The organism is Actinoplanes sp. NPDC049599 (genome assembly GCF_044465625.1).
GTDB lineage: Bacteria > Actinomycetota > Actinomycetes > Mycobacteriales > Micromonosporaceae > Actinoplanes.
The window spans coordinates 1-23,766 of the sequence record NZ_JBITLX010000033.1; the positions used below are offsets into that span (position 1 = coordinate 1).

28 protein-coding genes, 1 pseudogene and 1 riboswitch are annotated in these 23,766 nt (G+C 72.6%); of the genes and pseudogenes, 22 read left to right on the forward strand and 7 right to left on the reverse strand.

The annotated features are described in order from the left end of the window. The 4 genes and pseudogenes from ACIBQZ_RS36905 to ACIBQZ_RS36920 all read left to right on the forward strand — a co-directional run. The coding region (locus ACIBQZ_RS36905; protein WP_396093639.1) for a methionine adenosyltransferase domain-containing protein at positions 1–145 on the forward strand (145 nt) is incomplete at its 5' end. Between the two features lie 155 nt (positions 146–300). Further along, a pseudogene (locus ACIBQZ_RS36910) lies at positions 301–717 on the forward strand (primosomal protein N'); the annotation flags it as partial. A gap of 639 nt (positions 718–1,356) precedes the next feature. After that, the gene (locus tag ACIBQZ_RS36915) at positions 1,357–2,913 is read left to right on the forward strand and encodes a primosome assembly protein PriA (protein WP_396093640.1); all 1,557 of its coding nucleotides are present in this window, start codon (positions 1,357–1,359) and stop codon (positions 2,911–2,913) included. Between the two features lie 190 nt (positions 2,914–3,103). Beyond that, entirely contained in the window at positions 3,104–3,439 is a 336-nt protein-coding gene (locus ACIBQZ_RS36920; protein ID WP_396093534.1) for a cupin domain-containing protein, read from the forward strand. 266 nt (positions 3,440–3,705) lie between these two features. On the opposite strand, the gene ACIBQZ_RS36925 is transcribed toward ACIBQZ_RS36920, so the two are convergent. Next, a complete protein-coding gene (locus tag ACIBQZ_RS36925) occupies positions 3,706–4,890 on the reverse strand; it encodes an esterase-like activity of phytase family protein (RefSeq protein ID WP_396093535.1) in 1,185 nt (394 codons plus the stop codon). 157 nt (positions 4,891–5,047) lie between these two features. Between ACIBQZ_RS36925 and def the strand changes: the two genes are divergently transcribed. The 4 genes from def to ACIBQZ_RS36945 all read left to right on the forward strand — a co-directional run bounded on the left by def (position 5,048) and on the right by ACIBQZ_RS36945 (position 8,967). Beyond that, positions 5,048–5,605, forward strand: coding sequence for a peptide deformylase (def, locus tag ACIBQZ_RS36930; RefSeq protein WP_396093536.1), 558 nt, complete (start codon positions 5,048–5,050; stop codon positions 5,603–5,605). A 4-nt stretch (positions 5,606–5,609) separates the two neighbouring features. Then, positions 5,610–6,536, forward strand: coding sequence for a methionyl-tRNA formyltransferase (gene fmt, locus ACIBQZ_RS36935; protein WP_396093537.1), 927 nt, complete (start codon positions 5,610–5,612; stop codon positions 6,534–6,536). Between the two features lie 85 nt (positions 6,537–6,621). Next, positions 6,622–8,157 carry a transcription antitermination factor NusB gene (locus ACIBQZ_RS36940; protein ID WP_396093538.1) on the forward strand — a complete coding sequence of 512 codons (1,536 nt, stop codon included), beginning with the start codon at positions 6,622–6,624 and terminating at the stop codon, positions 8,155–8,157. Positions 8,158–8,328: 171 nt separating this feature from the next. Beyond that, positions 8,329–8,967 carry a sulfotransferase family protein gene (locus ACIBQZ_RS36945; protein WP_396093540.1) on the forward strand — a complete coding sequence of 213 codons (639 nt, stop codon included), beginning with the start codon at positions 8,329–8,331 and terminating at the stop codon, positions 8,965–8,967. Here the strand turns inward: ACIBQZ_RS36945 and ACIBQZ_RS36950 are convergent. After that, entirely contained in the window at positions 8,964–9,830 is an 867-nt protein-coding gene (locus ACIBQZ_RS36950; RefSeq protein ID WP_396093541.1) for a septum formation family protein, read from the reverse strand. The two genes, ACIBQZ_RS36945 and ACIBQZ_RS36950, sit on opposite strands and share 4 nt — an antisense overlap. A 65-nt stretch (positions 9,831–9,895) precedes the next feature. Here ACIBQZ_RS36950 and rpe point away from each other — a divergent pair, with 65 nt between their 5' ends. The 7 genes from rpe to ACIBQZ_RS36985 all read left to right on the forward strand — a co-directional run bounded on the left by rpe (position 9,896) and on the right by ACIBQZ_RS36985 (position 16,274). Further along, on the forward strand, positions 9,896–10,573 hold the full coding sequence (rpe, locus tag ACIBQZ_RS36955; protein WP_396093542.1) for a ribulose-phosphate 3-epimerase: 678 nt from the start codon (positions 9,896–9,898) through the stop codon (positions 10,571–10,573). Next, positions 10,570–11,604, forward strand: coding sequence for a response regulator (locus tag ACIBQZ_RS36960; RefSeq protein ID WP_396093543.1), 1,035 nt, complete (start codon positions 10,570–10,572; stop codon positions 11,602–11,604). Before rpe ends, ACIBQZ_RS36960 begins: the two co-directional genes overlap by 4 nt. A 64-nt stretch (positions 11,605–11,668) precedes the next feature. Then, a riboswitch (FMN riboswitch) is annotated at positions 11,669–11,862 on the forward strand. 131 nt (positions 11,863–11,993) lie between these two features. After that, positions 11,994–13,049, forward strand: coding sequence for a bifunctional diaminohydroxyphosphoribosylaminopyrimidine deaminase/5-amino-6-(5-phosphoribosylamino)uracil reductase RibD (ribD, locus tag ACIBQZ_RS36965; protein ID WP_396093544.1), 1,056 nt, complete (start codon positions 11,994–11,996; stop codon positions 13,047–13,049). Further along, positions 13,049–13,645, forward strand: coding sequence for a riboflavin synthase (locus tag ACIBQZ_RS36970; RefSeq protein ID WP_396093545.1), 597 nt, complete (start codon positions 13,049–13,051; stop codon positions 13,643–13,645). The genes ribD and ACIBQZ_RS36970 overlap by 1 nt, the downstream gene beginning before the upstream one ends. Further along, the gene (locus tag ACIBQZ_RS36975; protein WP_396093546.1) at positions 13,642–14,847 is read left to right on the forward strand and encodes a bifunctional 3,4-dihydroxy-2-butanone-4-phosphate synthase/GTP cyclohydrolase II; all 1,206 of its coding nucleotides are present in this window, start codon (positions 13,642–13,644) and stop codon (positions 14,845–14,847) included. The genes ACIBQZ_RS36970 and ACIBQZ_RS36975 overlap by 4 nt, the downstream gene beginning before the upstream one ends. Before the next feature lie 56 nt (positions 14,848–14,903). Then, on the forward strand, positions 14,904–15,380 hold the full coding sequence (gene ribH, locus ACIBQZ_RS36980) for a 6,7-dimethyl-8-ribityllumazine synthase (protein WP_396093547.1): 477 nt from the start codon (positions 14,904–14,906) through the stop codon (positions 15,378–15,380). A 6-nt stretch (positions 15,381–15,386) separates the two neighbouring features. Continuing rightward, positions 15,387–16,274 carry an alpha/beta fold hydrolase gene (locus tag ACIBQZ_RS36985; RefSeq protein ID WP_396093548.1) on the forward strand — a complete coding sequence of 296 codons (888 nt, stop codon included), beginning with the start codon at positions 15,387–15,389 and terminating at the stop codon, positions 16,272–16,274. 3 nt (positions 16,275–16,277) lie between these two features. Here ACIBQZ_RS36985 and ACIBQZ_RS36990 read toward each other — a convergent pair whose 3' ends face one another. From ACIBQZ_RS36990 to ACIBQZ_RS37010, 5 genes are all read right to left on the reverse strand, one after another. After that, complete coding sequence (locus tag ACIBQZ_RS36990) at positions 16,278–16,607, reverse strand: DHCW motif cupin fold protein (RefSeq protein WP_396093549.1); 330 nt, start codon at positions 16,605–16,607, stop codon at positions 16,278–16,280. Between the two features lie 259 nt (positions 16,608–16,866). After that, a complete protein-coding gene (locus tag ACIBQZ_RS36995; protein ID WP_396093551.1) occupies positions 16,867–17,013 on the reverse strand; it encodes a hypothetical protein in 147 nt (48 codons plus the stop codon). Positions 17,014–17,130: 117 nt separating this feature from the next. Then, a complete protein-coding gene (locus ACIBQZ_RS37000; protein WP_396093552.1) occupies positions 17,131–17,871 on the reverse strand; it encodes an amino acid ABC transporter ATP-binding protein in 741 nt (246 codons plus the stop codon). Position 17,872: 1 nt separating this feature from the next. Continuing rightward, positions 17,873–18,721: an amino acid ABC transporter permease gene (locus ACIBQZ_RS37005; RefSeq protein WP_396093553.1), complete on the reverse strand. Its 849-nt coding sequence runs from the start codon at positions 18,719–18,721 to the stop codon at positions 17,873–17,875. Then, entirely contained in the window at positions 18,718–19,593 is an 876-nt protein-coding gene (locus ACIBQZ_RS37010) for an ABC transporter substrate-binding protein (RefSeq protein WP_396093555.1), read from the reverse strand. The genes ACIBQZ_RS37005 and ACIBQZ_RS37010 overlap by 4 nt, the downstream gene beginning before the upstream one ends. A gap of 78 nt (positions 19,594–19,671) precedes the next feature. Here ACIBQZ_RS37010 and ACIBQZ_RS37015 point away from each other — a divergent pair, with 78 nt between their 5' ends. The 7 genes from ACIBQZ_RS37015 (at position 19,672) to ACIBQZ_RS37045 (ending at position 23,734) form a co-directional block, all read left to right on the forward strand. Beyond that, positions 19,672–19,935 (forward strand): phosphoribosyl-ATP diphosphatase, encoded by a 264-nt coding sequence (locus ACIBQZ_RS37015; RefSeq protein WP_203766914.1) that lies wholly within the window; start codon positions 19,672–19,674, stop codon positions 19,933–19,935. A 43-nt stretch (positions 19,936–19,978) separates the two neighbouring features. Beyond that, positions 19,979–20,824, forward strand: a complete 846-nt coding sequence (hisG, locus tag ACIBQZ_RS37020) for an ATP phosphoribosyltransferase (protein WP_396093556.1) — start codon at positions 19,979–19,981, stop codon at positions 20,822–20,824. 17 nt (positions 20,825–20,841) lie between these two features. Continuing rightward, entirely contained in the window at positions 20,842–21,279 is a 438-nt protein-coding gene (locus tag ACIBQZ_RS37025) for a PH domain-containing protein (protein ID WP_396093558.1), read from the forward strand. Between the two features lie 338 nt (positions 21,280–21,617). Continuing rightward, positions 21,618–22,238: a translation initiation factor IF-3 gene (infC, locus tag ACIBQZ_RS37030; RefSeq protein WP_396093641.1), complete on the forward strand. Its 621-nt coding sequence runs from the start codon at positions 21,618–21,620 to the stop codon at positions 22,236–22,238. An 18-nt stretch (positions 22,239–22,256) separates the two neighbouring features. Beyond that, positions 22,257–22,451 (forward strand): 50S ribosomal protein L35, encoded by a 195-nt coding sequence (gene rpmI / locus ACIBQZ_RS37035; protein WP_125806262.1) that lies wholly within the window; start codon positions 22,257–22,259, stop codon positions 22,449–22,451. A 39-nt stretch (positions 22,452–22,490) separates the two neighbouring features. After that, a complete protein-coding gene (gene rplT / locus ACIBQZ_RS37040; protein WP_396093559.1) occupies positions 22,491–22,883 on the forward strand; it encodes a 50S ribosomal protein L20 in 393 nt (130 codons plus the stop codon). A 74-nt stretch (positions 22,884–22,957) separates the two neighbouring features. Continuing rightward, entirely contained in the window at positions 22,958–23,734 is a 777-nt protein-coding gene (locus ACIBQZ_RS37045) for a TrmH family RNA methyltransferase (RefSeq protein WP_396093560.1), read from the forward strand. Positions 23,735–23,766: the final 32 nt, after the last annotated feature.

Consider the following 23,766-nt stretch of genomic DNA (forward strand, 5'->3'; position numbering starts at 1 on the left):
TCCGGCCGCGATCATCCGTGATCTGGACCTGCTGCGCCCGATCTACCAGCAGACCGCCGCGTACGGCCACTTCGGCCGGGAACTGCCGGACCTGCTGTGGGAGAGCACGGACCGCGCCCAGGACCTGAAGTCGGCCGCGGCCTGAGCTTGGCCAAGACGGGAACGGGTGCCTCGACCTCGGTCGGGGCACCCGTGCTGTTCGCGGCGGAAGATGTCGTACCCACCCGCGAGACTGTGCGGGTGAGGGCGGCAAAACCAAAACCCGACCGCGAGCCGGCACCCCGGCTCCCGATTGCCCGGGTGAGCGTCGAGGTCCCCCTGCCTCACCTGGACCGCCCGTTCGACTACCTGGTCTCGGCGGCCGACGACGAGGCCGCCCAGCCGGGCGTGCGGGTGAAGGTCCGGTTCGCCGGGCAGCTGGTGAACGGCTTCCTGCTGGAACGCGCGGAGTCGAGCCCACACGGCGGCAAGTTGGCTTATCTGGACAAAGTGGTCTCTCCGGAGCGGGTGCTCGATCCGGAGGTGGCCCGGCTGGCCCGCGCGGTCGCTGACCGGTATGCGGGGAATCTGTCGGATGTGTTGCGGCTGGCTGTGCCGCCGCGCCATGCGCGGGTGGAAGCCCAGGCGACCCCGCCAGCCCTTCTCCGACCTTCGGGCGCTACTGCCTCAGGACCGTCGTCGTCCGGCCCGTCGTCCGGCCCGTCGTCCGGCCCGTCGTCCGGGCAGGCGGAGTCCGGGCAGGCGGAGTCCGGCGCGGGTGCTGGGAGTCTTTCAGCTGAGGCCGTGGAGCCGGTCGGGTTGGACCGGTCGGATGCCTTGGGTGATCTGCCTTCGTCTTCCGCGCTGGAGGGGCCCGGCCACCCGGAAGAATCCCTGGCGCCGCCGCCCGGGGGAGTCGTTGAGCCCGGCGGCTCCGGTGATCGGGTAGCTGACGAGGCGGTCGCGGGCGAGGGTGACCAGGGCGGCGGCCAGGTTGCCGCGGGTCTCTCCGGGGATTCACCCAATTTGCGGGATTCGCCCGGTTTCTCCGGCGACTTGGCCGGAAGTGCGCCGGCAGCCGATCCCACCGGTGCGCCGGCGGCAGCCACAAGCCACCCGGCCCTCAACAGCTCCGCAACCACGACACCAGCCGATGGGCAGACCGGGCCCGCTAGCCGTGCCGGGCTGGTCGGGGCGGCGACCCGTGTCGGGCGGGGTGAGGCGGCGGTTCCTGTTGAGCCGGCCGGGGGGCCATCCTCGGCCGGGCTGGTCGGGGCGGCTACCCGTGTCGGGCGGGGTGAGGCGGCGGTTCCTGTTGAGCCGGCGGGGGGGCCATCCTCGGCCGGGCTGGCTGAGGCGGCAACCTCTGCCGGGCCGATGGCGGCGGCCCATGGCTGGGGTAGTTATCCGGCCGGGCCCGCGTACCTGCATGCGTTGGAGCAGGGGCGACCCGCCCGGGCCGTGTGGTCCGCGCTGCCGGGTGAGGATTGGCCGGCGCGGATCGCCGAGGCGGTCGCGGCCGCCGTGCGCGGTGGCCGGGGTGTGGTCGTTGTTGTCGCGGACGCGCGGGATCTCGACCGGGTCGATCGGGCGCTCACCAGGGTGCTCGGGGACGGGCGGCACGTGGCGCTCAACGCCGCCGCCGGTCCGGCCGAGCGGTACCGGCGTTTTCTCGCCGCCAGCCGGCACCGGGTGCCCGTCGTCGCCGGGACCCGGGCTGCCATGTTCGCGCCCGTGGCCGACCTGGGGCTCGTAGTCATCTGGGACGACGGGGACGATCTGCACGCCGAGCCGCGGGCGCCGTATCCGCATGCCCGGGATGTGCTGCTCACCCGTGCGCAGTTGGCCGGGTGCGCTGCGCTGGTGGGTGGGTTTGCGCGTACGGGTGAGGGTCAGCTCCTGCTGGAGACCGGGTGGGCCAAGGAGATCGTCGCCGGGCGGGACACGTTGCGGGCGCGGAGCCCGCTCATCGCGCCCACCGGGGACGACCCGCAGCTCGCCCGTGATCCCGGCGCCGTCACCGCGCGGCTGCCCAGCCTGGCCTGGCAGGCGGCGCGGGGAGCGTTGAAGGCCGGGATGCCGGTGCTGGTCCAGGTGCCGCGCCGGGGCTACCTGCCGTCCACCGCCTGCGCCGAGTGCCGCACGCCGGCCCGGTGCCCGCACTGTTCCGGGCCGCTCGGGCTGGCCGGTTCGCGGGACGTGCCGGCCTGCCACTGGTGCGGCCGCGCCGCGGCCGATTACGCCTGCCCGGCGTGCGGCGGGCGCCGGCTGCGGGCCTCGGTGACCGGCGCCCGGCGGACCGCGGAGGAGCTCGGCCGGGCGTTCCCGGGTTTTCCGGTACGCACGTCCGGCCGCGACGAGATCCTCGACGTCGTGCCGGACGAGGCGGCAGTCATCGTCGCGACTCCGGGGGCGGAGCCGGTGGCCGAGGGCGGTTATGGGGCGGTGCTGCTGCTCGACTCGTGGGCGTTGCTGTCGCGCGCCGATCTGCGGGCCGCCGAGGAGACGATGCGCCGCTGGCTGTCCGCGGCGGCGTTGGCGCGCCCCGGTCCGGCAGGTGGGCGGGTGGTTGTCGTCGCCGACGGTTCGCTGGCGCCGGTGCAGGCGCTGCTGCGCTGGGACCCGGGCTGGTTCGCCGCCCGCGAGCTGGCCGAACGCCGTGAGCTGGGCTTCCCACCGGCGGCCCGGATGGCGAGCGTGACCGGCAAGGCCGAGGCGGTGGCCGAGTTCCTCGACGCGGCCCGCCTGCCGGACGACGTGGAACTGCTCGGCCCGGTCCCGGCGGCGGACGACCAGGAACGCATGTTGCTGCGGGTGTCCCGCGGTCGCGCGGCGGCGCTGGCCCGGGCTCTGCACGAGGCGGCGGCGGTCCGCAGCGTGAAGAAGTCACCCCACCCGATCCGCATCCAGATCGACCCGGCCGAACTCCTCTGACCGACAACAACAGCGAGGGACGCACCGAAGGGAGCATCAACGACGACACCGGTTGGAACACTGACAGACGCGCCGCCGGCAGCAGCGGCGGGATTCGCAGCGGGTGCCTGCGACGCGCAGCCTGGGCCGGGCGTCCTCTGGCTGGCCGTGCTTGGTCGGGCGTCCTGTGTGGTCCCGTATCGTCGCGGGCGTGGAGATCCTGGACTTCCGGCAGGTGGCGGGCCGGCCGGTGCAGGCCCACGGCAGTGCGGGAGTCGTGGCCCAGGCCGTGCTCAGCGGTGACGGAGGCGCTGTCACCGTGCTGCACGTCGACGCCGGTGGCGAGATCGGCCGCCATCCCGCGCCGGTTGATCAGCTGCTCGTGGTGGTGGCAGGACAAGCCCGTGTGCAGGGCGGGGACGGGACTTGGGCCGGGATCGGGGCCGGCCAAGCGGTCGTGTGGCGAGCCGGCGAGGAGCACACAACCCGGACCGACGCGGGCCTGACCGCCCTGGTGGTGGAGATCCCGGCCACACCGCACGACTGACCGGCCGAACCGCCGACCGCCCGACCACTCCCGCCCGGGCCGTGCGGGTTCGCCCGGCTGTGCGGGTTCGCTCGGCCGGCCACTCCCGCCCGGCTGTGCGGGTTCGCTCGGCCGGCCACTCCCGCCCGGCTGTGCGGGTTCGCCCGGCCGAGCGCCCGGCAAGACCCGATCCGGTTGCGCGGATCCGGTCCCAGACGATCGAGGTCGGGGCATCGGGTGCGCCCCGATGCCCCGATCGTCATGCCGGCAATCCGGTCACCGGTGACTCAGCGCAGCACCCGCGGGTCTGGGTGCAGCGACGCCGGCAGCCGTACCGTGATGAACTCGTTGTTGTCCGCCACGTTCGGGGTGCGGCCCGCCGAGCCCGGGAAGTTGTTGTCGTTCAGCACCGCCAGCGTCCGGCCGTCCAGCAGGGCCACGTCCTCGATCGTCGTGAACGGGAAGCGGAAGGTCTTGCCGAAGCCGCCCACGCCGCGCGGGTTGGCGATCTTCAGCAGGTCCACCACCAGGGTCTTGTCCATCACGCCGTCCTTGTTCCGGTCGCGGCGGTCGGCCAGGTAGATGCGTTTCACCTGGGCCGCGTCGCCCTGGGCGCCGTCGCGTTCGATCACCAGGAAGCGGTTCGTGTCGACCGGGATCGCGTCGCCGATCGCGTGCGTCGGTGACTCCAGGCGGTAGGTCCAGCGCTTGCCCGTGTACGCCCCGCGCCGCACGTCGAACTCGTTGAACCGCAGGTCACCGGCCACGTCACCGGCCACCGTGCCCTCCAGCAGCGGGTACAGGTACCAGCCGTCGGGGGAGTGTGCCATGCCCTCGAAGCCCTTGCTGCTGCCCAGGTTCGGGGTGCCGGCCGGGTTTTCCGGGGCGCGTACGTCCGGCAGCGGGATCGGCGCGGTCAGCAGCCGGCCCGCCCGGTCGAAGTGCAGCAGCCACGGGCCGAACTCGTCGCCGATCCACAGTGAGCCGTCGCGGTCGCGCACGATCGATTCGACGTCGAAGTCCGCGCCGGTCAGCACCCGGTCGGCGCGGACCAGCGGGAACGGGACCTTGGCCGCCGGGTCGGTCAGGTTGATGCCGCCCAGCACGTCGATCTCGCCGGTGGCCGGCACCGGGCCGATCTTCTGGATGCGCAGCAGGAAGTCGGCGCTGTTGGCCTTGGTGCCGAAGCCGTTGTCGGAGAGCACGTCGTAGCTGCCGTCGCCGTTCGGCAGCACCCCGGAGAAGCCCTGCACCGGCTGGTCGTCCCAGGGCGCGGCGATGCCGTTCACCGGGGCGGTGCCCAGCGCGGCCCCGGCGGGCTCGCTGCCCGGCACGAAGGTCAGGGCCGGCAGGGACGCGAAGCCGGTCAGCGTGGGTACGGCGGCCGAGTGGGCGGAGGAGGGCACGGCCACCAGGCCGAGCGTCAGGACGAGCAGGCCGACGCCGGCCGCCCGGGATGCATTTCGTCGCATGAGCGCGGACGGTAGGAGGCCCGGATGAACCGGGGCCGACGGTGACGTGACGGCGCGCCGGACATTGGCCCCGCCGGGCGGCTCCGGGCCGCCGCCGGGGCTCCGTAGACTAGGCGCGATCAGGTTTTTTCTGTGAGCAGTCAGGAGTGGCACCCGCGTGACCGTCCAGCCCATCCGTCTGTTCGGCGACCCGGTGCTGCGTACGCCGGCCGACGCCGTGGTCGACTTCGACAAGGAACTGCGCCGGCTCGTCCGGGACCTCACCGAGACGATGCAGGACTCCGGTGGCGCCGGCCTGGCCGCGCCGCAGCTCGGTGTGGGTCTGCGGGTGTTCACCTTCCACGTCGACGAGGTGGTCGGCCACATCGTGAACCCGGTGCTGTCGTTCCCCGACGACGAGGAGCAGGACGGCCCCGAGGGCTGCCTGTCCATCCCCGGCGTGTACATCGACACCAAGCGCCGCCAGCACGTCGTGGCGCAGGGCTTCTCCGAGCACGGTGACCCGCTGCAACTGGTCGGCACCGGCCTGATGGCGCGCTGTGTGCAGCACGAGACCGACCACCTGGACGGGGTGCTCTTCCTGGACCGGCTGGACACCGCCGCACGTAAGGACGCGATGAAGCAGATCCGGGCCGCCGACTGGTACGACGCCGGCGCCCCGCCGACGGTGAAGACGAGCCCGCACGAGCGGGGCATCTTCGGGCTGGGGCGGTGACCCGGTGCGCCTGATCTTCGCCGGCACCCCCGAGGTGACCCTGCCCTCGCTCGACGCCCTGGCCGCGTCCTCGCACGAGATCATCGCCGTCGTCACCCGCCCGGACGCCCCCGCCGGACGGGGCCGGCGCCTGGTGCGCTCGCCCGCCGGCGCCTGGGCCGACGAGCGGGGCATCGAGGTGCTCACCCCGCAGCGCCCCCGCGAGCCGGAGTTCCAGCAGCGGCTGCGTGAGCTCGCGCCGGACTGCGTACCGGTGGTCGCCTACGGCGCGCTCGTGCCGCCGAGCGCGCTGGAGATCCCCAAGCACGGCTGGGTCAACCTGCACTTCTCGTTGCTGCCCGCGTGGCGCGGCGCGGCGCCCGTGCAGCACGCCGTGCTGCACGGCGACGAGGTCACCGGCGCCAGCGTGTTCGAGCTGGAGGCGGGGATGGACACCGGCCCGGTGTACGGCACGCTGACCGAGCGGATCCGCGCCACGGACACCTCGGGTGACCTGCTCGCCCGGCTCGCCACCGAGGGCGCCGGCCTGCTGGTCGCCGTCCTGGACGCGATCGAGGCGGGGACTGCCCGGGCGCACCCGCAGCCCGCCGACGGCGTGTCGCAGGCCCCGAAGATCACCGTTGACGACGCCCGGGTGCGCTGGAGCGACCCCGCGTTCGCCGTCGACCGGCGGATCCGCGCGTGCACCCCGGCACCGGGCGCCTGGACCACGCTGCGCGACGAACGGCTCAAGCTCGGGCCGGTCCGCCCGGTCGCGAACGCCGCCGCCCTGGCGCCGGGCGAGGTGCTCGTCGAGCGCACTCAGGTGCTGGTGGGCACGGCGACCACCCCGGTGATCCTCGGCGAGGTCCGGGCCGCCGGGAAAAAGCCGATGTCGGCCTCCGACTGGGCGCGTGGCCTGCGCCTCAACCCGGGGGAGACCCTCGCATGATCGACTGCACCGAGCCACGCCCGCCTCTCGCGATGCACTGCCGCGACGGCGAGGGCCAGGAGAGCATGCGGAAGATGGGCACAGCATGATCGACGACAACAAGGCCGACCGGCCACAGGACGAGCAGCCGCGGGCCGAGCAGCGCCGGCACAGCGCCGACCGGCCGCACAACGCCGGCCCGCGCCGTCCCGGCGGCCCCGGACAGGGCCGCGACTCCAGCCGCGACAGCCGGTCCGGCCGGGCTCCGCGCGCGGGTCGCCCGCCGTCCGACCCGGCCCGGCAAGCGGCGTACGAGGCCATCGCCGCCGTGCACCGCGATGACGCGTACGCCAACCTGGTGCTCTCGCAGATCCTGCGGGAGATGCGCCTGCACGGCCGGGACGCCGCCTTCGCCACCGAGCTGACCTACGGCACCCTGCGTGCCCTGGGCACCCTGGACCTGATCATCGCGGACGCGGCCGGCCGGGAGGTGTCCCGGATCGACCCGCCGGCCCGGGACGCGCTGCGCCTGGGCGCGTACCAGCTGCTCTTCACCCGGGTGCCCGCGCACGCCGCGGTGAACCAGACCGTCGACCTGGTCCGCGCGGTCGCGCCCGCCGCGCACGGCTTCGCCAACGCGGTCATGCGCACCATCTCCGACACCGGCCTGGAGGCGTGGCTGACCAAGCTGGCGCCGGACTACGCCGAGAACCCGGTGGGGCACCTCGCGGTCGTGCACAACCACCCGGAGTGGATCATCCGGTCGTTCGCCGAGGCGCTCGGCGGCGACCTGGAGGACACCGCCCGGCTGCTCATCGAGGACAACCAGCCGCCGATCGTGCACCTGTGCGCGCGGCCGGGCCGGGCCGAGGCGGTCGAGCTGGCCGACGAGGTCGACGGCCAGCCCGGCGCGTTCTCGCCGTACGCGGTCTATCTCAACGGGGGCTCGCCCAGCGAGCTCTCCGCGATCCGCGAGGGCCGTGCCCACGTGCAGGACGAGGGCTCGCAGCTGGTGGCCGCCGCGCTGCTGGCCGCGCCGGTGGAGGGCCAGGACAACCGCTGGCTCGACCTGTGCGCCGGCCCGGGCGGCAAGGCCGGTCTGCTCGGCTCGATCGCCGCGCTGCGCGGCGCGGAGGTCACCGCCGTCGAGGTCGCCGACCACCGGGCCCGGCTGGTCGAGCAGGCCACCGCCGGGCTCCCGGTCACGGTGCTGCCGACGGACGGCCGTACGGTCGGGCGCGACCCCGATCTGCCGGAGGAGGGCTTCGACCGGGTGCTGGTCGACGCGCCGTGCACCGGCCTGGGCTCGCTGCGCCGGCGGCCGGAGTCGCGCTGGCGGCGTACCCCGGCCGACCTGCCGCCGCTGACCCGGCTCCAGCGTGAGCTGCTGGTGGCCGCGCTGCGGGCGGTCCGGCCGGGCGGCGTGGTCGCCTACGTGACCTGCTCGCCGCACATGGTGGAGACCCAGGTGACGGTCACCGAGGGCGCCCGCCGCAGCGGCGTGGAGGTCGACTTCGTGGACGCCCGCCCGCTGCTGCCGCCGGGCATGCCGAAGCTCGGCCCCGGCCCGACGGTGCAGCTGTGGCCGCACCGGCACGGCACCGACGCGATGTTCCTGGCGGTGCTGCGCCGCACCAGCTGACAGCTGCCCGCACGGCGCCCGGTGGAGCCGCACGCCCGGCGACGGCGTCGCGCTCACCTTCCGCGGGTGGACAAAAGAACGCCGAGGCGCTCGCGGCGGCCCTGCAGCGGAGCCAGGTCGCCTGATCCTTGTGCACCTTCCCGGTCGACTCGCTCCGGTATAAAGAAACTCATGGATGTCATCGGGGCGGGATTCGGCCGGACCGGCACCCTCAGCCTGAAGCTCGCGCTGGAGCAGCTCGGGCACGGGCCGTGCCTGCACATGCTGCCGTTGCTGGACGATCCGCAACGGGCGGCGCTGTTCCACCGGGCCGCCGAGGGTGACACCGCGAGCCTGGACAAGGCGCTCGAGGGGCACCGCTCCACGGTGGACTGGCCGGGTGCGTACTTCTGGCGCGAGCTGGCCGGTCGGCACCCGGCGGCGAAGGTCGTGCTGACCGTCCGCGACCCGCAGCGGTGGTACGAGAGCGCCCACGGCACGATCTTCCAGGCCGCCACGCACCCGCCGGAGGGCGGGGACGAATCCGTGGCGGCCGGCCGCGGCATGCTCCGGGCGATCGTCTGGCAGGGCACGTTCGGCGGCCGGTTCGCCGACCGGGAGCACGCCGTACGGGTCTTCACCGAGCACAACGCCGCGGTCCGCGCGGAGATCCCGGCGGACCGGCTGCTGGAGTTCGAGGTGTCGGACGGGTGGCCGCCGCTCTGTGACTTCCTCGGCGTGCCGGTGCCGGACGTGCCGTTCCCGCGGACCAACGACGGCGCCGCCTTCCGGGCCCGGATCGCGCAGCGGCACGCGGCCGGCAAGCTCTAGTTGACCGGCAGCACGCCGGGGCCGGCGTTTTTCAGCGACCGCTTGAAGGTCCGCGAGGCGAAGTACACGAAGCAGCGCACCCGGCGCTCACCGGACAGCCACTCGGTGCGGGTCGGGTTGTAGGAGATCCAGCCGGTCCGGTACTGCATGTCCGAGTTGTCGGGCAGGTCGGCGAACTTGGCGATCACGCTGCGGCAGCCGGCCGCGCTGCGGGCGGTGCCGGACTCCAGCGCCGCGTACGTGATCTCCGGCGCCTTCCACAACCCGGCGAACTCGGCGCGGTGAGCCTGCTCGCACGGCACCGGGCGCATCGTGGTCACGGTCTCGCCGTCGACCTCGGGGTTGAAGCAGCCCAGCCGCAGCGGCGACGCGCCGGCCAGCTCCCCGGCGAGGCTGCCGGTGCGGCTGGTGCGGCTCTGCCCGTCGAGGTCTGCGGTGGTCACGTCGCAGCGGAACCAGCGCGCGCCGCCCGACCAGCCGGCCTTGGTCGGCCACACCACCTGCACCGCCACCCGGGCGGTGCGCCAGGAGCCGCCGAGGAAATCGGCCGCCCGCTGGGAGCACTCCTGGAAGGCGGCCCGGGCCCCGGCGGAGCCGGCCGCCGGCACCACGTCGGCCGGCGCGGGGGTGCCCACGTGGTAGGTCTCCGAGACGTGCAGCTCGGCGCAGTCGACCGGACGGTGCTCGGCCAGCGGCGCGGTCGCCGCCAGGCTCTCGTGGCACTGGCCGGTGACCGGGCGGAACGGCGCGGCCGACGTGAGCAGCGGCCAGTCGTCGGTCAGGTCACCGTCGGTGCCGTCCGGCGGCGCCCCGGAGCAGCCGGCGACGAGCAGCACCGCCAGCAGGACCGCGGTCCCTCGCATGCCACCCCCCTCCGAGAACCCCATGAGTATCCCGGGTATGGGCAAACAGGCCATACACTTCACCGGTGGAGTCATCGCCGATCATCGCCCCCAGCATCCTGGCCGCGGACTTCGCGCACCTCGCCACCGCGGTGCACGACATCGAGGGTGCCGCGGACTGGGTGCACGTGGACGTCATGGACAACCATTTCGTCCCGAACCTGACCATCGGGCTGCCGGTCGTGCAGAGCCTGCGCAAGGCGACCGTCATCCCGTTCGACGTGCACCTGATGATCACGGATCCGGAGCGCTGGGCGCCCGGGTACGCCGAGGCGGGGGCGTACAACGTGACGTTCCATGCCGAGGCCTGTGAGAACCCGGTGGCGCTGGCGAAGACGCTGCGGGCGGCGGGCGCCAAGGCCGGGCTGGCCATCGACCGGGACACGCCGGTGGAGCCGTACCTGGAGCTGCTGCCCTATCTGGACACGGTGCTGATCATGACGATCAAGGCCGGCTTCGGCGGGCAGAAGTTCATGCCCGAGATGCTGGACAAGGTCCGTGACGTGCGCCGCCGGATCCGGGCCAAGAACCTGGAGGTCCGCCTCGAGGTCGACGGCGGCATCGCCGCCGACACCATCGAGCAGGCCGCCGAGGCGGGTGCGGACGCGTTCGTCGCGGGCACCGCCGTGTACGGCGCCGAGGACCCCGCCGAGGCGTGCCGCAAGCTGCGCGCCCTGGCCGCGCGGGCGGCGGTCCACGCATGAGCACCGGCGTGGTCCGGCACAAGGTCGACGCGACCGCCGCGGAGCCCGAGGAGCGGCCCGACCTGATCCTGGTGGTCGACGACGACGAGGACATCGCCAGCTTCGTGGCGTTCAACCTCAAGGTGCACGGCTTCGAGGTGATGCGGGCCCGCGACGGCCAGCACGCCCTGGAGGTGATGGAGAGCCGCCGCCCGGACCTGGCCGTGGTCGACTGGATGATGCCGAACATGAACGGCGTCGAGCTGACCCGCCGGCTGCGCGCCGAGCCGCTCACCTCGGCGCTGCCGGTGATCATGCTCACCGCCAAGGGGATGACCGTCGACAAGGTGGTCGGCCTGACCGCCGGCGTGGACGACTACCTGGTCAAGCCGTTCGACACCGCCGAGCTCATCGCCCGGGTCTCCTCCACGCTGCGGCGCAACAAGGAGTTCCGCGAGGTCTCCCCGCTGACCGGGCTGCCCGGCAACGCCCGGGTGCGCCGCGAGATCGTGGACCGGATGAAGACCGGCAAGGACTTCGCGGTCGGCTACATCGACATCGACCGGTTCAAGAGCGTCAACGACGTGTACGGCTTCGACCGCGGCGACGAGTTCATCACCGCGCTGGCGGGCAGCCTGCACCGCGCGGTCGCCGCCACCGGCCGCCCGCCGGTCTTCCTGGGCCACATCGGCGGTGACGACTTCGTCTTCATCTGCATGCCCGACCAGGTGCTGCCGCTGACCAAGTTCACGGTGACCGACTTCGAGACCGTCGCCGACCAGCTGTACGACCCCGAGGACGCCCAGCGCGGCTACATCGAGGTGCCGGACCGGCGCGGCAGCAAGCAGCGCGCCGCCCTGGTCACGCTCTCCATCGGCGTCGCCCAGGCCACCGCCGAGGGCCGCCGGTTCGAGGACGCCCGGATGGTGGTCGCGGTCGCCTCCGAGATGAAGAAGGTCGCCAAGAGCCAGCCGGGCTCGTACGTGGCGATCGACCGCCGCCGGGCGGACTCGGAGGACCCGGAGGACCCCTCGTCGGGCGCCGGCGTGTGACGTGGATCGCCTTCCAGGAGATGGCAAGCCGCCATTCGCGTGCAAGACTCATGGGTGACCCACCACGCGCTGGCGGGACTCGGTGAAATTCCGAACCGGCGGTAATGACCTGCTCCGGCAGGGCTGAGCCCGCGACCCGGACGTCTAGCCAGATCTGGCTCTAGACGCACGGTGGACCTGGTGAAACTCCAGGGCCGACGGTTGAGCGGACGGCACTCGTGCCGACCGGTCAGACAGTCCGGATGGGAGACAGCGCGCGGAGCAGGACGAGGGCTCGTCGCGGCGTGCTCTCTCCGGGGTGACGCGACGCGTCCCCTGATGTCCTGTTGCGCAACCTTTTCCCTCTTCGTTCGGCGCGTGTTCGCACCGCGCATGGAGAGGGAACGCAGATGGTCACCGACGACGAGGCGATGGGCCGCGCTATCGCGCTGGCCGCCCGGGGCCTGGGCACCACCAGCCCCAACCCGGTGGTCGGCTGTGTCCTGCTCAGCGCCGAGGGCGAGGTCGTCGGCGAGGGCTTCCACGCGTACGCCGGTGGGCCGCACGCCGAGATCGTGGCGCTGGCGCAGGCCGGTGAGCGCGCCCGGGGCGGCACCGCCGTGGTCACGCTCGAGCCGTGCAACCACACCGGCCGCACCGGCCCGTGCGCCCAGGCGCTGATCAACGCCGGCATCACCCGGGTGGTCATCGCGGTCGACGACCCGACGCCGGTCGCGGCCGGCGGGGCGGCGACGCTGCGTGACGCCGGGGTGCCGGTGGAGACCGGGGTACGCCGCGCCGAGGCCGAGGAGGGCAACGTGGCCTGGCTGACCGCCGTGCGCCGCGGCCGGCCGTACGTGACCTGGAAGTACGCGGCGACCCTGGACGGGCGGTCGGCCGCCGCCGACGGCACCAGCCAGTGGATCACCTCCGCGCCCGCCCGCGGCGACGTGCACAAGCTGCGCAGCTCGGTCGACGCGATCGTCGCCGGGGTCGGCACGATCATTGCCGACGACCCCCAGCTCACCGTCCGCGACCTGCGCGACGGCAGCCTCGCCATCAAGCAGCCCTGGCGGGTGGTGGTCGACTCCGCCGGGCGTACCCCGGCCAAGGCCCGCATCCGCGACCAGGCCGCACCCACCTGGATCGCGACGGCGGCCGAGGTCGGCGCCGGTCCCGACGGCCGGGTCGACCTGGCCGCGCTGCTCACCGAGCTGTACGCCCGCGGCGTGCGCGCCGTGCTCCTGGAGGGCGGCCCCACGCTGGCCGGCGGCTTCCTGGCGGCCGGCCTGGTGGACAAGGTTGTCGGCTACATCGCCCCGAAGATGCTCGGCGCCGGCCAGCCGTCGCTGGTGGGCGCCGGCGTCACCACCATCAGCGAGGCCATCGAGCTGGACCTCACCGACATCACGCGGGTCGGACCCGACCTGCGTTTCACCGCATCGCTCCGAGCCAAGGAGGCCTGATGTTCACGGGAATCGTCGAGGAACTGGGTGAGGTCGTGTACCTCACCGACGCCGGGGGCGACTCGGCGGTGCTCGCCGTCCGCGGGCCCGTCGTCACCTCCGACGCGCGGCACGGCGACTCGATCTCGGTCAACGGCGTCTGCCTGACCGTCATCGACAACGTCGACGGGGTGTTCACCGCCGACGTGATGGGCGAGAGCCTGCGGCGCTCGTCGCTGGGCGCGCTGACCGCGGGCAGCCAGGTCAACCTGGAACGGGCCGCGACCGTCGGCTCCCGGCTCGGCGGGCATCTGGTGCAGGGCCACGTCGACGGCGTCGCCCGGATCGTCGCCCGCGAGCCCGCCGACGAGTGGGAGGTGCTGCGCTTCTCGCTCCCACCCGAGCTGTCCCGCTACGTGGTGGAGAAGGGCTCGATCACCGTCGACGGGGTCTCGCTGACGGTCATGGCGGTCACCGCCGACACCTTCGACGTCGGTCTCATCCCGACCACGCTGAAGCTCACCGTGCTGGGCGGCAAGGCCGTCGGCGACCCGGTGAACCTCGAGGTCGACGTCATCGCCAAGTACGTCGAGAAGATGCTGGGGGAGCGGTCATGAGCACCGATATCGAACGGGCGATCAAGGACATCGCGGCCGGCCGGCCGGTGATCGTGGTGGACGACGAGGACCGGGAGAACGAGGGCGACCTGATCTTCGCGGCCGAGCACGCCACGCCGGAGCTGGTCGCGTTCATGGTCCGGTACACGTCCGGTTACATCTGCGTGCCGCTGACCGAGGAGGAGGCAGACCGGCTCGACCTGCCCCCGATGTTCCACACCAACCAGGACCGCCGCGGCACGGCGTACGCGGTGACCGTCGACGCCCGCGAGGGCATCAGCACCGGCATCTCGGCCGCCGACCGAGCGCACACCATCCGGCTGCTGGGCTCGGCCGAGACCCAGCCCAGCGACCTGTCCCGGCCGGGCCACGTGGTGCCGCTGCGGGCCAAGGCCGGCGGCGTGCTGCGCCGGCCGGGCCACACCGAGGCCGCGATCGACCTGTCGGTGCTGGCCGGGCTGCGTCCCGCCGGCGTGCTCTGCGAGATGGTCAACGACGACGGCACCATGATGCGGATGCCCGACCTGGAGAAGTTCGCCGCCGAGCACGACCTGGCGCTGATCAGCATCGCCGACCTGATCGCCTACCGGCGGCGGCACGAGAGCCAGGTCGAGCGGGTCGTCGAGACCCGGCTGCCGACCGAGCACGGCGACTTCACCGCGGTCGGCTACCGCACCGACGTGGCCGGCGCCGAGCACGTCGCGCTGGTCTTCGGCGACCTGGGCGACGGCGAGGACGTGCTGGTCCGGGTGCACTCCGAGTGCCTGACCGGGGACGTCTTCGGCTCGGTGCGCTGCGACTGCGGCCCGCAGCTGGACAACGCCCTCGACCGGGTGGCAGAGGCCGGGCGCGGGGTCGTGCTCTACATGCGCGGCCACGAGGGGCGCGGCATCGGGCTGCTGCACAAGCTGCAGGCATACCAGCTGCAGGACCGCGGCCTCGACACCGTCGACGCGAACCTGGAGCTGGGCCTGCCGGCCGACGCCCGGGACTACGGCACCGGCGCGCAGATCCTGTACGACCTGGGCGTGCGCTCGATGCGGTTGCTCACCAACAACCCCGCCAAGCGCGCCGGGCTGGAGGGCTACGGCCTGACCATCACCGGGCGCGAGGAACTGCCGGTCCGGTCGCACCCGGAGAACGTGCGCTACCTGCGGACCAAGCGTGACCGGATGGGCCACCTCTTCGAGGCGCTGGGCTGATTCCCCGGCGCGGGCACGGCGACCGGTAGTTAACTGAGACAAAGAGGGGGCAACTCATGGCCGGTTTCGGCGATCCGCACCTGAACACCGTCGACGCCGCCGGGCTCAAGCTCGGCATCGTCGGCTCGCGCTGGCACGCCGACCTGGTCGACCACATGGTCGAACGGGCCCGGGCGGCCGCCAAGGCGTGCGGGGTGGACGACGTGATCGTGGCCCGGGTGGCCGGCTCGGTGGAGCTGCCGGTGGTCGCCCAGGCGTTGGCCAAGCGGTGCGACGCGGTGGTCGCGCTGGGCGTGGTGATCCGCGGCGAGACCGCGCACTTCAACTACGTCAACGACGCGGTGACCGCCGGGCTGACCCGGGTGGCGCTGGACGCGCAGACCCCGGTCGCGCACGGCGTGCTGACCGTGGAGAGCCTGGGCCAGGCCAAGGACCGGGCGGGCCTGGAGGACTCGATCGAGGACAAGGGCTGGCAGGCCACGGTCGCGGTGCTGGACGCGGTCATCACGATCCGCGACCTCGGCAAGGACTGACGGTGCATGCCGACGGCAGTCACGCCGATCCTGGAGATCGGCTACCTCTCCGCGGGTGACCCCGCCGGCGTGCCGGTGGTGCTGCTGCACGGATTCCCGTACGACGTGCGCAGCTACGAGGCCGTGACACCGCTGCTCGCGGAGGCCGGCGCCCGGGTGATCGTGCCGTACCTGCGCGGGTACGGGCCCACCCGGTTCCGGTCCGCGGACACCATGCGCTCGGGGCAGCAGGCGGCCCTCGGGCAGGATCTGATCGAGCTGATGGACGCGCTCGGCGTCAACCGGGCCGTGGTCGGCGGCTACGACTGGGGCGGCCGGGCAGCCTGCGTCACCGCCGCCCTGCACCCGGAACGGGTCCTCGGCCTCGTCACGGCCGAGGGCTACCTGGTGCAGGATCTGGCGCGCGCCCTCGAGCCCGGCTCACCGCAGGCCGAGAAGGCGAACTGGTACCAGCACTACTTCCAGACCGAGTCCGGCCGGATCGGGCTGGCCCGTGATCGCGAGGCGCTCTGCGGGCTGCTGTGGCGGGACTGGTCACCGACGTGGCGGGACGCCGAGCCCGCGTTCCGGCGGTCGGCGCCCAGCCTGCACAACCCCGACTTCGTGGAGGTGGCGATCCACTCGTACCGGCATCGCCGGCTGACCGCCCCGGGCGACCCGGCCTACGACGCCGCCGAGGCGCGGCTCGCCGCGGCGCCGCCGATCGCGGCGCCGACCGTGGTGCTGTCGCCGGCCGACGACGGTTTCGGCCCGACCGACCCGCAGGCCGACCGCGCGAAGTTCACCGGCCCGTTCGAGGGACGCGTGCTGCCGGGCGTCGGCCACAACCCGCCCCAGGAGGACCCGGCGGCGTTCGCGGAGGCGGTCCGCTGGGTGCTGGGGCAAGCCGGCTGAGGATCAGTCGACGATGAACAGCCGGGCGCCGGTCGCGGTGGCGGACCGGTGCGGCTCGGCGTCGTCGGCGACCTGGTAGCTCTGCCCCGGCGCCAGCCGGAAGCGGCGCCCGTCGGCAAGTTCGGTGTCCAGCTCGCCATCCAGGCAGAGCAGCACGTGGCCCTTGGTGCACCAGTGGTCGGCCAGGTAGCCGGGGCTGTACTCGACCATCCGCACCCGCAGCGCCCCGAAGCCGCGGGTGCGCCAGGTCGCGGTGCCGGTCACCCCGGGATGCTCGGTGGCGTCGACCTCCGCCCAGTCGGTGACGCCGAACGGCAGATCGGTGAGCTGCATGGGGACCCCGTCCTCAGATGATCATGAGCGGCCCACCGTAGCCGTTGTTGTCACACCCCGCCGCTACCTTTCGTCCCGTGGACGCGCGCGCACTTTCCGCCGGCGACGTCGCCGTGCTGCCCCTGCCGGACGGCTCATGGGCCGCCTGCCTCGTGACGGCGGCCGACGCCGGCGGGGTGAGCGTGTGTGCGCTCGACTGGCAATCGGCCCACCCGCCCACGCTCGCCGAGCTGGCGGGGAGACCGCCACTGCGGCTGGATCACCACCTCTTCACCGGCCGCTGGGCGCACCACACGGTCCCGGCCACCGAGGCGGTGCCGCCGTCCCTCGACTGGATCGGCCGCATGGCGGTGCCGGGCCCGGTCCGGGACACCCCTGACTCGTACGCGTCCTGGACGGTGCTCACCTACGACGTGCTCGGGCAGCGCCGATGGAACAGGCTGGATCCGGCGGTGCGTGCCGCATACCGGACGGTGACCAGCGGCCCGGGGCCCGTCGAGCCTCGATGCGCCGGGCGGCACGGTCAGAGGCGGCCCGCTTCGATGATCCGGGCCAGGAACTGCCGGGTTCGGGCCTCGGTCGGGCTGCCCAGCACCTGCTCCGGCGGCCCGGACTCCAGCACCCGTCCCCCGTCCAGGAACACCACCCGGTCGGCCACCTGCCGGGCGAAGCCCATCTCATGGGTGGCCAGCACCATGGTCATCCCCTCGTCCTTCAGGCCGCGGATCATCGTCAGCACCTCGCCGACCAGTTCCGGGTCCAGTGCCGAGGTGACCTCGTCGAGCAGCAGCAGCCGAGGGCTGTTCACCAGGGCCCGGACGATCGCGACGCGTTGCTGCTGGCCGCCGGAGAGCCGGTCCGGGTAGCTGTCCGCCTTGTCGGCCAGGCCGACCCGGCCCAGCCATTCCAGGGCCTGTTCCTTGATCTCGGCGGCGGGCCGCTTGTGCACCCGCTCGGGCGCCAGCGTGATGTTGCGCAGCACCGTCATGTGCGGGAACAGGTTGTACGACTGGAAGACCATCCCGATCCGCTGCCGCACCACATCGGGGTCGACGCGAGGATCGGTGATGTCCGAACCGTCCAGCCGGATGATGCCGTCGTCGATGCCGGTGAGCAGGTTGACGCAGCGCAGCAGCGTGGACTTGCCCGAGCCGGAGGCGCCGATCAGCGCGACCACCTGGTGTTCGTCCACCGCCATCGACAGGTTGTCGAGCACCACGGTGGCGCCGAAGGTCTTGCGGACGTTCTCGCAGGACAGCAGCATGTCAGGCCCCCGCGGACTGGCGGCGGGCCGCGCGCAGCGTGACCCAGTCGGTGACGCCGATCAGGGGCAGCGCGAGCAGCACGAACAGCACGCCCGCCACGATGTACGGCGTGAAGTTGCCGTCGTCCGCGACGCCGATCTGGGCGGCGCGGACGGCGTCGATCGGGCCCGCCAGCGAGACCAGCCCGACGTCCTTCTGGAGTGCCACGGTGTCGTTGAGCAGCGGCGGCGCCACCCGGCGGATCGCCTGCGGCAGCACCACGTGCCGCATCGTCTGCCGGTATGTCAGCCCCAGCGACCGGGCCGCCGCGAGCTGGCTGGGGTGCACCGACTCGATGCCGGCCCGGAACACCTCGGCCAGGTACGCGCCGTACGTGATGACCAGCGCGGCCCCGCCCAGCACCAGCACCCCCGGGGTGCCCTGCAGCCGCAGGCCGGGGATGCCGTAGGCCATCAGATAGATGACGATGATCAGCGGCAGGCCGCGGAACGTGTACGTGTACCCGGTCGCCAGCGCCCGTACCGGGAAGAAGACCGCGCCGCGCAGCGTGCGCAGGGTGGCGATCAGCAGCCCCAGCGTGAGCGCCAGGGCCGCGCAGACGACCAGCAGCCGGACGTTGAGCCAGAGGCCCTCCAGGATGTCCGGCAGCCAGCGCCAGGCCACCTCGGGGCTGAAGAACGACTGCTTGACCCGGTCCCAGCCGGGCGCGCCGGTGACCGCGACCGCCAGCAGCACCCCGACGACCGCGGTGGACAGCGCCGCGAGCAGCACGGAACGGATCGTCTGCCGGCGCCGGTAGGCGATCCGTCCGCGCTGGATCTCGGAGGGCTGGTGGAGCTCGGCGGTCACGAGAGCTCGGGGGCCCCGCCCGTGCCGGCCAGCCACTGCTTCGCCAGCACCGCGAGGGTGCCGTCCTGCCGCAGCTGGTCGACGGCCTGGCTGACGCAGTCGGTCAGCGGGGAGCCGAGGTCCAGCACCAGGCCGAACTGCTCCGGCACGCCGACCTGGGGCAGCTGGCCGACGATGACGCCGTTCTCCAGCTCGGCCGCGGTCATGTAGAACGCCGTCGGCAGGTCGACCACGATGCCGTCGACCTGGCCGTTCTCCAGGGCCGCCTTGGCGTCGTCGTTGTTGTTGTAGACCTGGGCCTTGGCGTCCGGCTTGATCAGTTCGTTGATCGCCTGGTAGCTGGTGGTGCCCACCTGCGCGCCGAGCTTGGCACCCTTCAGCTCGGCGAGGGACTTGGCCCCGGCGATCTTGGAACCCTTGGTGGTGATCACGGTCTGCCGGACCAGATAGTACGGCGAGGAGAAGTCGACGGCCTTGCGCCGCTCGGGCGTGATCGAGAACTGGTTGATGTCGAAGTCGAACGTCTTCGGGCCGGGCGCGATGGCGTTGTTGAACGTCACGTTCGTCCACACCACGTTCGTCGCCGGGTAGCCGAGCCGCTCGGCCACCTGGTACGCGACCGCCGACTCGAAGCCCTTGCCGTTGGCGGGCTTGTTGTCGCTGAACCACGGCTCGTACGCCGGGTTGTCGGTGCCGACGGTGAGCTTGCCGGCGGTCCGCGTGTCGAGCGCACCGGGCGCGCAGGCGAGGCCGGAGGCCGAGGCCGACGCGCCGGCCGAGGGGCTCGCCTCGTCGGCGGGGGCGCAGCCGGCGAGGGCGGAGAGGAGGACTGCCGCGCTGCTCAGCACGGCGAGGGTGTTTCTGCTGACCATGCCCGCGAGCCTAAGCCACGTCCCAACCGCTGGGGCCGTCCGTCGCCATCCCGTGATGAGCTGCCACAATCGTCTCCCGTGAAGACGTTCGAAGAGTTGTTCGCCGAGTTGCAGGCGAAGGCGGCGCAGCGGACCCCGGGTTCGTCCACCGTCGTGGCGCTGGACAAGGGCGTGCACTTCATCGGGAAGAAGGTCGTCGAAGAGGCGGCCGAGTCCTGGATGGCCGCCGAGCACGAGGGGCCGGAACGCGCCGCTGAGGAGATCTCCCAGCTGCTCTACCAGGCACAAGTCCTGATGATCGCCACCGGGCTCGAGCTCAAGGACGTGTACCGACATCTCTGACGTGCCCTCCGCCGCCATCGAAACCGATCGAAGGAGCACGTCGATGCTGCGCATCGCCATCCCCAACAAAGGCACCCTGTCCGCTCCGGCCGCGCAGATGCTGCGCGACGCCGGCTACCGCCAGCGCACCGACCCCAAGGACCTCGTCTGCCGTGACGAGGCCAACAATGTCGAGTTCTTCTACCTGCGCCCCCGGGACATCGCCACGTACGTGGGCTCGGGTGACCTGGATCTCGGCATCACCGGCCGGGACCTGCTCGTCGACTCCGGCGTGCCGGCCACCGAGGTGCTCGACCTGAGCTTCGGCGGGGCCACGTTCCGCTGGGCGGCGCCGGCCGGCGCGCTGACCTCCGCCGACCAGATCGGTGGCCGGCGCATCGCCACCGCGTACCCGGGGGTGGTCGAGCGCTATCTCGACCAGCACGAGCTCAAGGCCGAGGTGGTCCGCCTGGACGGCGCGGTCGAGAACGCGGTGCGCCTCGGCGTCGCCGACCTGATCGCCGACGTGGTGGAGACCGGCACCACGCTGCGCCAGGCCGGCCTGGTCACCTTCGGCGAGCCGCTGCTGCGCAGCTCGGCGATCCTGATCGGCCGCGGCCCGGCCGGCGAGTCCGGCCCCGCGGCCCAGCTCGTCCGCCGGCTGCAGGGCGTGCTGGTGGCCCGCAGCTTCGTGATGCTGGCCTACGACGTGCGCGCCGACCTGCTGGAGAACGCCACCGCGCTGACCCCGGGCATCGAGTCGCCGACCGTCTCACCGCTGCACCGCGAGGGCTGGGTCGCCGTGCAGGCGATGGTCCGGCGCAACGACGTGCACCGGATCATGGACGAGCTGTACGAGCTGGGCGCCCGCGCCATCCTGGTCACCGACATCTCCAACTGCCGGCTGTGAGCCCTACAGTGAGGACCGTGACCGCTGTTGTGTTCAAGCCCCGGCGCATCCGCTGGGTGGCCGGCTTCTCCGCGGCCGCCGTGGTGATCCTGTTCACCGTGCTCAGCTTCGGGCTGCACGGCTCGACCGGCAACAACCTGGGCACCTACCAGCGCGGCGACCAGACCGCGATGATCGGCTTGGGCGTGCTGATCGGGCTCGGCATCCTGGCGTTCACCCGCCCCCGCGCGGTCGCGGACGCCGACGGCATCCGGGTGCGCAACGTGGTCGGCGGCTACGACCTGCCCTGGTCGGCGGTGCGCGCGGTGCGCTTCGACCGCAACTCGCCCTGGGCGACCCTGGAGCTGCTCGACGACGAGACCGTGTCGGTGCACGCGCTCCAGGCGGCCGACAAGGAGTACGCGGTGGAGGGTGTTCGTGCACTTCGCGCCCTCCATGCGGCGGCCGCCGGCTGAGCTGGTAGACTTCTCCGGTAGTCGACCACGCTCCTCGTCATGGGGAGCGCGAAAGAGGAGCCCGCTGGTTCCCACCCCGTCACTCTTGAAGTGGCTGGGTCCGGTCAACCGCTCCGGGGAATATCCCGGTGGCGGTGTGCGTCCTCATGGACGCCGATGACCGGTCGAGCGGGCCCTGGCATTCGTGCCGGGGCCTTCTGCTTTCCTCGGCGCCCCTGCTGAAGTGGGCGTAAGAGGGCCGACCGACATTGGCAGTGCGCTCTTCCCGCGGCGCAAGACCGCAGGGGGAGACATCCACTAGATCGTTCTGAGGAGGCCCCATCAGCGTCGAACCACGCATTAACGAGCAGATCCGGTCGAGGGAAGTCCGACTCGTCGGCCCCGAGGGTGAGCAGGTGGGCATCGTCCCGCTGGAGCGCGCCCTGCAGTTGGCCGCGGACGTCGATCTGGATCTGGTCGAGGTAGCGCCGATGGCGCGCCCGCCGGTGTGCAAGCTCATGGACTTCGGCAAGTTCAAGTACGAGAGTGCACTCAAGGCGCGCGAAGCCCGGCGCAACCAGCAACAGACCGTCATCAAGGAAATGAAGCTCCGGCCGAAGATCGACCCGCACGACTACGAGACCAAGAAGGGTCACGTGGTCCGGTTCCTCAAGGCGGGCGACAAGGTCAAGGTGACGATCATGTTCCGCGGTCGCGAGCAGAGCCGCCCGGAGCTGGGGTTCCGGCTCCTGCGCCGGCTCAGCGAAGAGATCTCGGAGCTGGGTTTCGTCGAGGCCAGTCCGAAGCAGGACGGCCGTAACATGATCATGGTCCTGGCTCCGCACCGGGCGACCAAGGCTGCGGCCGCGGCCGTCATCGCGGCCAACGCGCGCCCGCCACGGGAGCCGCGTGAGGGCGACGAGGCCGAGGCACCGCCGGCCGAGGCTGCTGCCGACACCAGCGCCGTAACCACAGAGTAATCAGAAAGAGGCGTTCCAGTGCCGAAGATGAAGAGCCACACCGGCATGGGCAAGCGGGTGAAGGTCACCGGTAAGGGCAAGATCGTGCGCGAGCTGGCCGGCAAGCGCCACCTGCTCGAGGGCAAGTCCTCGCACGTCACCCGGCGGATGACCGGTACGGTCACGGTCGCCAAGGCCGACACCAAGCGAGTCAAGAAGATGCTGGGCCGCTGACGCGCGCGCCACACACGTTCCCCTGTTAGGAGTACTGAAATGGCACGCGTCAAGCGGGCAGTGAACGCCCAGAAGAAGCGCCGTACGCTGCTGGAGACGGCCAGCGGCTACCGCGGACAGCGCTCGCGGCTGTACCGCAAGGCCAAGGAGCAGGTGCTGCACTCGATGCAGTACGCGTACCGCGACCGCCGTGACCGCAAGGGCGACTTCCGCCAGCTGTGGATCACGCGCATCAACGCGGGCGCTCGGGCCAACGGCCTGACCTACAACCGCCTGATCCAGGGACTGCGCCTGGCGGGCGTCGAGGTGGACCGCAAGATCCTGGCCGACATGGCCGTCAACGACGCCGCCTCGTTCGCGGCGATCGTCGAGATCGCGCGGGCTGCCGTGGCGGCCGAGGGCACCGGCGGCGCCGCCGCCCAGGCTGCCTGATTCCGTAGCACTTTTTCGGGGCGTCTTCCGGTCACCGGGAGGCGCCCCGATGCTGTTCCGACCCAGGAGAACCCGTGACCTTCTCACCCCGTACCCCCCGGGTCGTCGCGGCCCGGCGCCTGCAGCGCCGCCGCGATCGCGACCAGACCGGCCGCTTCCTGGCCGAAGGCCCGCAGGCGGTGCGGTCGGCCCTGACCGCGGGGGTCGTCCTGGAGCTGTTCGGTACGGACGCCGCGCTCACCCGGCACGCGGACCTCGCGGCGCAGGCCCCGGTGGTGTCCCCGGTGACCGACGAGGGCCTGGCGGCGCTGGCCGAGACGGTGCAGCCGCAGGGGCTCGTGGCGGTCTGCGAGCAGATGGACGTGTCGCTGACCGAGGCCCTGGCCAAGGCCCCACGCCTGGTGGCGGTGGCCGCCGAGATCCGCGACCCGGGCAACGCGGGCACCGTGCTGCGCACCGCGGACGCGGCCGGCGCCGTCGCCGTGCTCTTCGCGGGCGACGCGGTCGACCCTTACAACGGCAAATGCGTCCGCGCGTCGGCCGGGAGCCTCTTCAACGTCGACGTGGTCCGGACGCCCCTGCACGTGGTCGACGAGTTGCGCGACTTCGGCCTGCAGGTGCTGGCGACCACCGGCTCGGGCGACACCGATCTCGACGACCTGCTCGACGACGGCACCCTGGCCCGGCCGACCGCCTGGCTGTTCGGCTCGGAGGCGCACGGCCTGCCGGAGGAGCTGCTCAAGGCCGCCGACAAGCGGGTCCGGGTGCCGATCTACGGCGGCGCGGAGAGCTTGAACTTGGCAGCGGCGGCGGCGATTTGCCTGTATGCGTCGGCTCGCGCTCACCGGTAGCTTTGGTTTGCGCTTGGCGGCGGCGTGGGGCT